9 protein-coding genes are annotated in these 12,396 nt (G+C 41.8%); 4 read left to right on the top strand and 5 right to left on the bottom strand.

Annotated features, from left to right (window positions below; all coding sequences use genetic code 11):
- Nucleotides 1-109: 109 nt before the first annotated feature.
- Both C3406_RS17825 and parM read right to left on the bottom strand, forming a co-directional pair.
- Nucleotides 110-787, bottom strand: a complete 678-nt coding sequence (locus C3406_RS17825) for a hypothetical protein (protein WP_103826495.1) — start codon at nt 785-787, stop codon at nt 110-112.
- A 26-nt stretch (nt 788-813) separates the two neighbouring features.
- Nucleotides 814-1,848, bottom strand: coding sequence for a plasmid segregation protein ParM domain-containing protein (gene parM, locus C3406_RS17820; protein WP_015063116.1), 1,035 nt, complete (start codon nt 1,846-1,848; stop codon nt 814-816).
- A 372-nt stretch (nt 1,849-2,220) separates the two neighbouring features.
- Between parM and C3406_RS17815 the strand changes: the two genes are divergently transcribed.
- From C3406_RS17815 to C3406_RS17800, 4 genes are read left to right on the top strand one after another with little or no spacing between them, the layout of a single operon-like run.
- Nucleotides 2,221-3,168, top strand: a complete 948-nt coding sequence (locus C3406_RS17815; protein WP_015063115.1) for a metallophosphoesterase — start codon at nt 2,221-2,223, stop codon at nt 3,166-3,168.
- Nucleotides 3,168-4,007 (top strand): hypothetical protein, encoded by an 840-nt coding sequence (locus C3406_RS17810; protein WP_015063114.1) that lies wholly within the window; start codon nt 3,168-3,170, stop codon nt 4,005-4,007. Before C3406_RS17815 ends, C3406_RS17810 begins: the two co-directional genes overlap by 1 nt.
- The gene (locus C3406_RS17805; RefSeq protein ID WP_015063113.1) at nt 4,000-4,521 is read left to right on the top strand and encodes a hypothetical protein; all 522 of its coding nucleotides are present in this window, start codon (nt 4,000-4,002) and stop codon (nt 4,519-4,521) included. The genes C3406_RS17810 and C3406_RS17805 overlap by 8 nt, the downstream gene beginning before the upstream one ends.
- Nucleotides 4,518-4,910, top strand: a complete 393-nt coding sequence (locus C3406_RS17800; RefSeq protein ID WP_022652165.1) for a hypothetical protein — start codon at nt 4,518-4,520, stop codon at nt 4,908-4,910. The genes C3406_RS17805 and C3406_RS17800 overlap by 4 nt, the downstream gene beginning before the upstream one ends.
- A 185-nt stretch (nt 4,911-5,095) precedes the next feature.
- Here C3406_RS17800 and C3406_RS17795 read toward each other — a convergent pair whose 3' ends face one another.
- From C3406_RS17795 to trhC, 3 genes are all read right to left on the bottom strand, one after another.
- Entirely contained in the window at nt 5,096-6,100 is a 1,005-nt protein-coding gene (locus C3406_RS17795; RefSeq protein WP_022652164.1) for a ParB family protein, read from the bottom strand.
- Nucleotides 6,097-7,350 (bottom strand): ParA family protein, encoded by a 1,254-nt coding sequence (locus C3406_RS17790; RefSeq protein WP_015063110.1) that lies wholly within the window; start codon nt 7,348-7,350, stop codon nt 6,097-6,099. The genes C3406_RS17795 and C3406_RS17790 overlap by 4 nt, the downstream gene beginning before the upstream one ends.
- 2,360 nt (nt 7,351-9,710) lie before the next feature.
- Nucleotides 9,711-12,392, bottom strand: a complete 2,682-nt coding sequence (gene trhC, locus C3406_RS17780) for an IncHI-type conjugal transfer ATPase TrhC (RefSeq protein WP_040113303.1) — start codon at nt 12,390-12,392, stop codon at nt 9,711-9,713.
- Nucleotides 12,393-12,396: the final 4 nt, after the last annotated feature.

Genomic DNA, 12,396 nt, shown 5'->3' with positions numbered 1-12,396 from the left:
CCGGTTCACCATCCAACCTCATCTACTAATAATATACCAACAAAAAAGCCAGCTGGTAAGCTGACTTTTTTGAGAGATTACAAATTTTAATCAATTGATACTTCTATATTTACTTTGCAAGATTTGCGAGGTTTGCATTTGCCCTTTTCTTCTGCTTTGTTGTCACACCCTGCACTTGCGCTTGTTCACTGAGCGCCATGGTTTCGGTTTGAGCTAAGTTAACGTCCGGAGAACCAAGATTAGTTTTTAGAACTGAATCATTCTGATTTGCGATCGCAACAGGCGGCAAGGTCTCTACAGTCACAGGCATGGAGTTTTTGGCCAGTTCTGTAGACATTAATTCCAACCGCTGTTCCTTTGCTGTCTCAGGCTTTACTGCATCACTGACATCAGTTTGACAATTAGTTGAAAATACAGCAGCAGGATTCTTGCAATTATTAATCTTTAAAATTAAATCGTTGAATTTCGAATCAAGCATAAGACTTATTTGTTCTTTCAACTGTTCATTACTTAAATCACTCTTTTTAAATTCATCATTAAAAAACCGATTTAGATCAGCAGCCGTTAATCTCTCATTCAGTCCATTAATAAAACTTGATAGCTCGGGGAAGAGGTTATTTAGCACTAACCCCGTAGTGATTGCAGACCTTATTATGGAAAGCTGTTCGCCACGATGTGTTAAGTCACTTTTTTTTAGAAAATTATAGGCATACGGAGATTGCCTTTCCGATAACCAAAACGCGCTAATCTGGATGCGATCGTTTTCCTTCTCAGTTTTTTTTGTCATACCCCCCCCCCTTTACAAAACCATCATCACGCAAAAACAGTATCTGCAATAGCCAGTGAGAGAGCGAATTGCGGATTATCTACCATGATGATTTTCGATTTATCAAAATGTTCACGCACTGCCGGTTCAATCAGGTAAGAACCCCCACCGACTAGGAATACATTGTGCGGACGTTCTTCCACCTGAGTGACTGCTTTGATCACTTTTTCTTGAAGTTGCGCTACGGCACTATTTACGGCTTGGAAGACACCATCAAGATCATCGGAAGAAACCTTTAGTGAGGCTTTGTTATCACGATTGTCGACCAAGTGTTGAATATACGCGTAGCTTGCGTTCAGCTTTGAAGAATCCAGATAACGACGGACTTCATCATATACGATAGAACAACCAATACGGTCAAAACCCTTGACTCGGGAGATCTGTTCCAGCTGACCAGTAATGCTTGCTACATCAAGTGTTGTCCCACCTAAATCGATAACCAGGCTTGATTCAAAAGATTCAATTAACTCAATTTCATCTGCACGAGTTACCGCCGGAAGTGACTCAGGAAACACGGTAACTGAAACAACATTAAATGAAACACGCTTACCATCAATATAACGTTCAACCGGCTTCATCAGGTTGTCTTTTTTCCGTTGGATGTTTTCGTCATTGGTTTCACCCAAAGCGGTATAAAACTGACTAAGTGGCAATGTTACATAGAGATGAACATCCTGCGGCTCTAAACCAGAGGAATGAAGAGCATGGTGAACATTCAGACGACTGATCTCATCGTACTGATGCGCAACGTCGGTAGTTTCAAGGGCATTACTAGATTCACTGTGATGAGAGAATCGTTGAAGGCCATCAATAAGGTAATTAAACGGAATAAGCCCGTCATGGCTTACCCGGAAATCTGCAACGAAACTATTTTGAGTCAATAAGGGAACAAGGTCACCTTGATTGTTAACACAAACCAGTTTTGCCGCTTTACTACCATCATCAATAACAACTTTAAGTGTCTCTAATTCAGTAGAGTTTGATTCAGCTACAGCCAGTTTTGTTTTTACTAATTCAGTCATGCAGAACCCCTCGAATTGGTTTAATTAACCCACCACTTTTGATATGGGATTTATACACTAATGGTTGCTTTAGGTCAACAAAAACGAGGCAAGAAACACACGTAAGTTATTGTTAAAAAAGAATCCTTCGTTTTTAAAAATTGTCTTGCTCTACTTTATGTACACTTGATAAAAACACACATAAATGACGTTTTCTTCAGCTTTACGACACTAAAAAATCCTATCCAAAGACGGCACTTAAAAGTCTCTCTGTGCGGATACTACAGATGAATTCAACTTCTATTTTGCCTAAGCGCAGAAATTAGCCCTCTTAACGAAAATATTGCCGACACTCATCCGGTATTATTACTGTACTTTCTAGAAGAGGCATTTATGGCATCTGAGCACGTCCAGACAATTGACCTGACTAATTATTCCGGAAGGGTTTTCTTTCTGGCAGACCCCCATGGACATTATTCGACGCTTTGTAATCTTATCCATTCGATATCGAGCCCAGATGAGGAACTAATCATTTTCCCTACCGGGAATCTCTTTGATTATGGTCCTGAGCCCATGGAGTTAATGACAGCGATAAACACTGGTATTTTTGATGGACGTTCTGTGCGAGTGTTCTCAGCAGCCGGGGCTGGTGAAGAGATGATGAAGAAGCTCTTACCCACAAATAATGATCGTAGGACTTATTACCCAAGCACATTTCTTAACGAACGGTGGTGTGCAAGAGGCGGACGTTGGCATAAACAAATTAACCGCAGTTATCTTGAAGAGGAGATCAGCAAACTGCTCTCCACCCAGCTGGCCACGGTGATGAAGGTGCTTTTTAAAGGAAATATTACTATCGGTGTTTGTCCATCCGACTACACGGACATACGACAGGGTTTCGACAATACCTATAACGCTCTCCTCGCGTTTAATCAGGCAAACGTGAATATCTTTCAGAGTCAGTTTCTTTTTGGTATGGATCACGCAGTCAGCCCAATGAATATTAGCGATGTCAACCTCGTTGTACTGGGTCGGAATCCGGTCAATAGCATCAGAAAGGCTCATGGGTTACCTTTGACTAACTTACCTGTACTCGTCGGCAACTGTCTCCATATCAATACTGGCTCGCTGTTCATGTCAGCAATTAGCGATCCAGCACTACTAGCCCCAGGTATACCTCGTACTACAGTTCCGGCAATAACGCTGGTCGAGTTGATACTGGCCTCAACACCAACCCTAATTTGCCACCAAATGATCCTTAATAAGAACGGCATTTACACACAAAACACAACACCACTTGACCTGGATTTAAAAGATAACAACATAGAGGCTGCTTTATAATGCAGAAATTAAAACTGATAATTTTACCGGTGCTGGCATTTGTGTGGCCATCAATCAATGCAACCGCATCGACTAAAACACCAATGCCTACTTCTCAGCAGTCAGTTGCTAAATCTGAGGCTAACTATGAATTTATTTCTATTTCTGCAAAATATGTCGACGGTATGTGGCTTGTTAATGGTCAACAAAGACCTGTAATTAAAACAAGCATGACTAAGCGTAACTATCTCCAGATCGCAAATCAGTCAACACTTACGCCTTTGAACCTTGTGATACCCAAAATTGCATTTGACGTTATAGCCAAAAATGGCGTTTTGTTATCAAATATTGTATCCCTGGATGAAGATGCAGCCGGTAAAAAAATTCTATGGTTAGAGCCGGGTTCCAGCCTGACAATCTCTTTCGTCAATGACCTATCCAGTACCCCATTACAGGCGATAGTGTCCGTAAGTAAATTGAATAAAAGCGTTATTGCGATTTTTGGACCAGACCAGGGTAAAAAATTCACCCTCCCCCAAACTTCAAAATCACAGGATTTTTCAAAGGAGTATGACCCTTCACCAGAAGTCGCACTACGTCTCAATGTGCCCAAAAAAATTCACTCTTCCGTCACAATCCCAGATGTCGCGACTGCATCATTACCGTCCTCACATACCTACGAGATTATAGCGACTGATAAACTCAGGTCTTTTATGTTTTCAGAGTTTGTTTGGGTTGGTAAACGTAACAGCTTCCTCGTTGGTTCTAATTATTTCTCCAAAAATTTGACGGTTTACCCAGGTGAAGAATTCGATATCAGCACCATACAGAAAACGATTATGAGGGCTAGTAATGATTAAAGCAGCCGGAGTGATTTTTATCTGTCTTTTGACTGGCTGTCAGTCGGTTGGAAGCAAAATTGCAGACCTCCCCTCAGTAGGTTTCGACCCTGTGATGAGCAACAAAAGTGAATCCTATACCGACGGAAAAGTTACTTTTCTGATTGAGAGTTCAGGCACTGATGTCTGGCTGCTCGCCAAGAATGGTACCAAGGAATTTATTGAGTTATCGGATCTAAATCTAGCCGGAAGCCGTTGCACCTATTCATCGCGTGGGAAACTGTTATTAACACCTGGTTCAGTTTCATTGTTTACTGTTCCGACTGTTGGTTTACTCGGCCTTTGCTACGACAACACTGACCAATTAACGTTTATTAATAACGCATTTACCAAAATTTCACAAAAGTCGAGTGATGGACCCACATTGCCATTGTTGTTCAGTATTAGATATGAATTTCCCGGCTCGGGTGAAACAAACACAACGCTAGTTACGCAATCATTAAGTCTTGCATTTTTGGAACAGGAGCAATCATGAAATCTATATTGGCCGTCATCTGTATTTGCTGCTGCGAGGTGGCTTTTGCTTATCCTTATCGCATCTACACAGCACCTGATGGTGCCATTGTGAAAAATATACTGACCAATGAAGTGATCGGTAGGACACCGGTTGAAGTTGATGTCAGTAATACTGAAGCAGGCTCCACGTTCGGGATATCTATGTATCGGCATGAGAATGTTGCAATAAAAATATTCACAGTAATGCCAAGCGCGGAAAATAACTTTACTGTTTCAGGTCCCGACGTTGCAACAATGTCTTTACCAGGTAAAGCCCCTTTAAACGTAATTAATGACAGTAATGCAGCAGCAGTTCACATAGATCTCAGGCCTTTTCTTTCTGAACCTGTACATCAACCCATTCAATAGTTAATTTAGGTCCCTGTCATGGGGACCTGCAATCTCATTTATAAGGATATTTGTTCTAAAGATCATGCAGTTACACGCATCTAGAATGATTAAGGCTTTACAGTATTGATAATGGAGGGAATGAAATTAAGGTCAACATAGTAATAAATCCGCATCCTTGCGATGCGGGTTAATGCAAAATTTAATTATTCTTTTTCTTTCAACTTCGATTTTATAAACTCCTCAATTTCTGCGATCAATTCGCTATTAATTCTATTAAATTCAAACCTAATTTTTCTTCCAGACGCATTTTTGCTAATCCTTGCATATTTATCTTTATTATCAAACACGGCTAATTCACGAGTTTCCCACCCCTTGCTAGGAGGTTTTATGTCAAGCTGTTCAACTACTGTAGTAATTTTATCTATTACTGTCTTCTGTGCTTCGGAAATATCGGTTACATCCAAGCTCCTTATTTCCTCCCGAACATTATCTACAACTTCCTCAAGAGAGAATAAATTCTTTTCGACGTACTTCTGTAGTCGGGATAAGCGATTGTAATACGAGTTAGGAATACCTTCATAGTCAGGAAAGAGAGCAATAAGAGAATTATCTATCTTCGCCGCCTGGATACGCTTAGAAACAGATACATGGCTGATTCCGAGATAATTAGCAAGCTCTTCATTAGTTGCAAATCCAAGGTCTTTCATTTTCTGTAAATACTGGAATCCAACTTCACGGTAAGAAAATCTCCGTGATGTCTGTGCTGCTGTAATGATGGAATTAATATCTTCCGGGGATAATTCATCCGGCAACACCCATAGTGGCAAATCCTTCGCAGATTGAATACAACAGAAACGCCTACGACTGCCCTCTATAAGCAGATACACCCCATTTCGTTTGACAGCAACGCCTTCTGTATCAACACCACGTACCTTAATTTGTTCCAGGATATCTCGAACTGCATTTACAGTGAGAGCTTCCTGGTTTCGTGGGTTCATAGGGTGTACTGCGGTTTCCAGTTCCACCTTCTCAGCCGGTACAATGATGTGTTCAGCTTCCAGCTTACGTCCATTATGTAAAGCAAACAGCTTCCTCAGTCGAGGCTGTGATTTCAGGCCTGGAAGCCCGGAGCGATGGCTGACTTCAGTACGCTTAGGTGCATTAATATAACGGGATTTGTCATTCCCGATATGCTGCTCATCACTCATGCGTTACTCCTTTCTTTCACAGAAAAACTCTTAATCTCATTTATAAATTGCTGGTAGACCGCCATTACAGATTCTTCAGCCACATCAAGCTGCTTAGGTGAGCAAAGCTCTTCAGACTTTTTAATATCCAATACGGTTCTGCCCCTTGATGCTGCGGCTTTAAACGCTTCGGAATTTTTAATATTTGCAGACATAAAGAGTTCCTGCACTGTTCTTACCAGTTTATCCAGAACAATTTTTTCATATGGACTCTTATCGTCTACGTTAACAGCCAGCACTTTGAACCACCTCAGATTTTCGCCCTTGCTCGGCGATTGTTTGAAACGCTCGCTGATGGTCAACATGAAATCAGTTGTGGAAGCATAATCGTATTCACGAGGTGATACGGCAACAAGAATGCCATCAGCGGCTTCATCAGCTGCCCAAGTGATTGGCGAATCCTCTGGTGGAGTATCGATGATAATCAGGCCGTATTTTTTCTTCAAAACAGGCAGAATAACTTCTTTGAATCGAAGTAATAGCTCTGTTCGTTCTTCTCTGGAACACTGCCAGTATTTATCTTTAAATCGCGCATCTGTAGGAAATGCTGTAATAACATCAAGATTCGGTAGGTGTGTCGAAAAAGGCATACTCTCAATGATTTCTTCTTCCGAATACCCTAAATCAAGGTATTTTTTGTAATCTGAGTCCTCTTCATAAACCCCTAAGATGGCGTCAATAGCAGTGAGGAAAACATCATCTTCCGCTACACTTTGTATCATCCCGCTACCAATTGAGCCTTGTGGGTCCCATTCGATCAAAAGTGTCCTTGCGTTTAGATGCATATCAAGCGCTGCGGCTACAGCAAGAGCCCCTGAAGTTGTACTCTTACCCGTGCCGCCCTTATGGTTCTGCGTTACGATTGCACGGCTATGGTAATAGTCGCTGTACCGAGGACAGCCCAGAGCATCCATGATTTTTTGGACGTCCCACCTGGTATAGAGATGGTTTTTGTTCTGAAAGATAGGAGCACCAACCAGACCTCTATCTTCAAGATCGGCAAGGATTTTATTAAAGGTGACGCGTGACTTGCCAAAAAAATCTGACAGATTTTTTTTATTCAAACAATGGTTATAGATGAGGCGATCTACACCTTCAACACTATCATCCGAGACCGAAACCCTTGAAGAGACCAATAATGACTCCTTCAGGGAAATCTGCTCGCTCTTCATTCGTTGACCGACAAGGGCGATCTTATCAATTAGATTCATTCTCTTCCGATCCCTTTTAACCTAAATAATGAAATTAAACGCATATATGTACACTTTACGCATAATGCGTACATTCGTGCCTTATGCGTTTAATTGTAACCGTAATTCTAACTATACGCTAACGTTCTGTTTCTTTTTCGTCGATTATGGGATATCAGCCTCATCGGTTTACTTTGTTATGTGTAAAAAGAGAGTTATAAGGAATGACTTTCAACATTGGCGATAGCAAACTACCGACTTAACAAGAGTCAGCTATGTGGCAACTAACGTCAATTCCCCTGTATTCAAAAGCATCTCTTTTTGGGCTGGCGATTAACGGGGTTAAATGTTCCGGCACTCAAACAGCATCCCGCCCTGGGCTGGCGATTAAGGGGGTTAAATGTTCCGACACCCGGACAGCGTCCCTCCCTTGGCTGGCGATTAAGGGGGTTAAATGTTCCGACACCCGGACAGCGTCCCTCCCTTGGCTGGCGATTAAGGGGGTTAAATGTTCCCGCACCCAAACAGCATCCCGCCCTGGGCTGGCGATTAAGGAGGTTGAATGCTCCGGCACCCGGACAGAATTCGGCCTTGAGCTGGCGATTAAGAGGGTTCAATGTACCGCCGCTCCGACAGTATCCCGCGCTGGGCTGGCGATTAAAGGGGTTAAATGTTCCGGCACCTGGACAGTATCCGCCTTGAGCTGGCGATTAAGGGGGTTAAATATTCAGGCACCCGAACAGTATCCCGCCCTGAGCTGGCGATTAAGGGGGTTAAATATACAGGCACCCGAACAGCATCCCGCCCTGGGCTGGCGATTAAGGGGGTTAAATGTGTTCCGGCACCCGGACAGTATCCCGCCTAGAGCTGGCGATTAAGGGGTTATATGAATCAGTTCCCGGGAGGGATCTATACATGACCTACGATAAAAGCAAAACAACATTAAAGTTTGGTTGTAAGAACTGAAAAGTACAAAGTTGAAATATGAAACGCGGGTTGGACCTCTCTAACGTTAGTGGTAATGACTTATGGTGCAAACATAAATCTACATATTTATGGGAAGCTGGTTAGACGACGTCCGGTCTGAAGCGCACAGACTGAAAGAGTACCGTGTGGTTCGGCGTGAACCCAGACAATAATGTTAATTCTTCGCAGCAAAATAAGAGGGCGTTCTCACAAAAGTTGTGGAGACTTGTGCAGATTACTTCTTCTGAAATCTCGTAGGCCGTTCTAATTATCTCTATGTTACTAACATTTAATTTCCTTTACCTTTTCTAGTGTTTTCGAAATAAGGTTTCGGTGTGCTAGAACTTTGTTGGAATTTAAAGCCTGGACTCTAATACCGGGCAAAAGAGTAGAATATGCCAGGCCCCCGCAAAATTTTCGACGGCTAAGGCGCCATTCAGGAATGAACTAAATCCTTCCTGCTTACCTCGTGATCCAAAAGATGGCATTCAGAATACTAAGAAAGCACGCCGAATCTGAGCCTATAACCCTTTGGCTAAATTATGCAAAGCAATGTTACTCAACACCCGGGATAAACTTTAAGGTGTTTATATACCAATTTTGGAGATTAAGGCGCACATACCCGGCGGAGCGAATTGGTTGGATCGTCAGTAAATTGTTTTATTAGGAATAAACTTCCCCAATTTCAAGATGCGAATTTCAGGTTTTTTGGTAAATGGCACTACGCTTGTTTTACAGATAGCAACCAGTTACAACATCTCGATTAACCATATTCTAGTAATCACTTGAAGCTGAAAATGGTTGACTATACCAACCTAAATAGAAGGCATTTCATTTTAGTTCAAAACAAAACTGCAACTTAATAGTTATGGTTGGTTTAGATAACCACAAATACGAAAATTGACTAACAAAACAAAAAGAAACCAACTCACAAATATTATCTCTAACTTGTTAAACAAACCAACAAGACATGAGTTATTGTTTGTTTTTCAATGCCTTACCAAACTTTAAATCGATACATAAGAAATTATGGGTTGCTTAGCTAACCATAAAGATAGTGTTTATATCTAATATACAGTAGCGCGACAAATTTGGTTATCACTTGCAACCACAACATCCGTATCCAAGGCAGGAAATTTAGCTCAGCACAGGCCGAGCATGATTAAACATCAGCCGTATAAAAGCTACATCACCAATCAACTTAAGTAGAAGCCCCAGAGAAGCCAATCAACAGTATCTACAAATAAAATTTAGGGATATTTAGGGATATTTAGGGGAGTTAATTCGATCCAGAAATTCTGAACCTGAACAATTGTTGCGGGGGAGGGCAGTGTAACACAGTTAAAAACCTGTATTTTGAGTAAAGTACGGATACCTCATCCAGTAAAGATGAGGTATCCAGTACTACTTAAACGTTATGCAGCTGCATTGCTAGCAACTTCCTGTTCATACAGTATCTCAATTGCTTCGCCGTAAGAGCAATCAAGACGGCTTTGTATTTCCCATAGCTTTCCACGGTCGGTACTGTCAGTCGTAAAACAAAGCTCCATTTTCCTGTCTACATAGAGGCGACATATCTCCTGGAAATTCTCGAATCGGACGAGCATCTCAGAAAATGCACGCTTTATCGTTCGTATGTTTTTCATACGCTCATATACAGCATCAGTCGTGGAGAAGTAGTTATTAGCCTTCATGGCTTCTATGCTCTCCTTTTCCTGCTTCATGATGATCTTCCACGGCGAGTTGGCCGTCAGGGCTCGACCTACCGAGGAGGTGAAGTAATCTTCAAAGGACTGGGTAATACAAATACCAGCACAGTTCGTTTTCCTGAATCGGCGCCAGGCAGCTTCAAGGAAAGATGAGAAAAACTGATTTGACTGATTACTGGAGCCTGAAGCATTATCCGGGCGAATATACTCCCATGCCTCATCAAGGATGAACAACCGGCGGCGACCGTCCTTTTTGATAAACATTGCATGCTGAGCAGCTTGAATGATCGACATGAGCACGACTGTCTGGAGGTGAGGGGTACCCTTCAACTCTTCAAGCTCAAGAACTATAAACCGACTACCGAAGTTTATTGGCGGGAGCTTTTCGGTAAATCGATTTCCGTAAATGCCTCCTTCACACCATTGCCCTAATTGCTCACCGATATCTTTAATACGCTTATCTTCATGGGCAGAACAGCGGCGTGCAAATCCTGTAATAGAGCCTGTACTTCCGACTTTACGTGATTCGTTATATTCATCACCAATCAGTTGAAGCATGACCGATTGTTGAAAGTCGTCAATATTTCCTTTTTCAGATGCCATTATTTTTAACTGATTCAGGACCATAATGGTCTGTGCAACTTTATCCTTTTCTTCATCGTTATTATTTGAGTCGTCATTGAAAACAGGCGCTTCATCAAAAACTCGGTCTGCAACAGTGACATCGGTCAAAAATGCGAACGGATTCAGAGTAAAATCAGGCTTTTTACCAAAATCTATAAACTGACTATTTGTATATTGCTCCGAAATACCCTGATACGAGCGACCAACGTCAACTACAAAAATCTGGGCTCCATCAGGGTCAAATGCATCATAAGCATTGTTTTTGAAACCTTCAAAAGTATCACGATAATGGATCAGATTATTAGAACGCGGCCCTGCACCAAGATAGTTATTAATGATGTATGCAACCCAGAACGATTTGCCTGCACCAGAAGTCGCCCCAACAACCATATTATAGCTGGCAGAAGTCTTGAAGATATCAAGCCCCAACAGCTGGCCCTCTCGTGAGACGAGGTTAAGTACAGGTCTGTCAGTATTACCTTTCCATGGGCCGAATAGAGGGGTCATATGCGCTGCACCAGTATTACTGACTACCTCAAAACGGTCCAGATCTAGTATCGTCTTGGGGTCATTACACATTGGAAGGCAAGAGACAAAAGATGGAAAGATGATGTATGAATCATCAGCCACTTTAACGCGACTTTCCAGATAAAATGATTTTAACTGGTCTGCGGCAGACTGGACATCTAATGCTGAATTCCCCATGACGGTAAATGTCAGATAACTGTGTAAAAGACGGGCCCCATCTTCCAGTTCACGTGTTACCGCCATGTAATCATTATCCATGTCCTTCAGTCTTGGACAAAACGTTAAGACGGTTGGGATACTAGCTTGTTTGTTAGTAATTGCCTTATATCTGACGTTATCTCTAGCTAATTTTAAGGGATCGGCGAAATGGACTGTTTGAGTTATCATAAATGGGCTAAATATAGTTTTACGCCCATTCATCCAATTCACTACAAGTTCATACATGCTTCCAAAATTTACATGTTCTGGGAACTTGACCACAGATAATTGTTTGAAATAACGATGTTCAGAAACATCAGTACTCTGCGTTGTAGATGAAAAATTATTTTCAGTTACTGTATATTTTCGCCCCGGAACATTTAGCTGTTCGTTAAGACGCCTCATAGTGTTGACTTCAACATGACCTTCAGCCCAACGTGATGTTTTTCCCGGATGCATTAATTTATCCATGCAATAAAGCCAGTTTTCGGCGCTAACTTTATGTGGAAAAAGGCCCAGTGTGTTCAACTTACTGATTAGGTCAGAGTACAGTGCATCGATGCGATTAATTTCAATTTCAGTAGGAAGCGCAGATTTCAACGGAATAGAAAATGACATCCAGATCTGAAAGTCACGAAGCATTAATTTATCATGATCCGGTTTTAAGGGTTCATTTAGACTTCTATCATAATAATCCAGCTGGTAGGCCGTGAGTAAGTCCCCCTTAAGCTTATCATGTCCTTCCATTCGACCACCACGAACTGCCGACCAGGCACTTAAATGCAAGGTCAGGTCCGGCAGTGCTGTTAATGAGGTCTGACAGATAGTGTCAGTAGGAAAATCCATTTTAAATAATTCAGCTAACACATCCTGCTGATTATCAAAAACACCAGGTGAGGGGTTACAAATAAACATAAACCCAAGCCGATTACCGTCTATTAGAAAATAATTCGTGCCAGGAATCTGGTCGTATACAGGAATAAACCCACCAAACTGGTGGCGACTTAATTCTTTATTATAGATGTTAGCAGATTTCATTCGC

It is taken from the genome of Leclercia sp. LSNIH8 (assembly GCF_002920195.1).
Classification (GTDB): domain Bacteria; phylum Pseudomonadota; class Gammaproteobacteria; order Enterobacterales; family Enterobacteriaceae; genus Enterobacter.
This window is presented reverse-complemented; position numbering and strand designations above follow the sequence as displayed.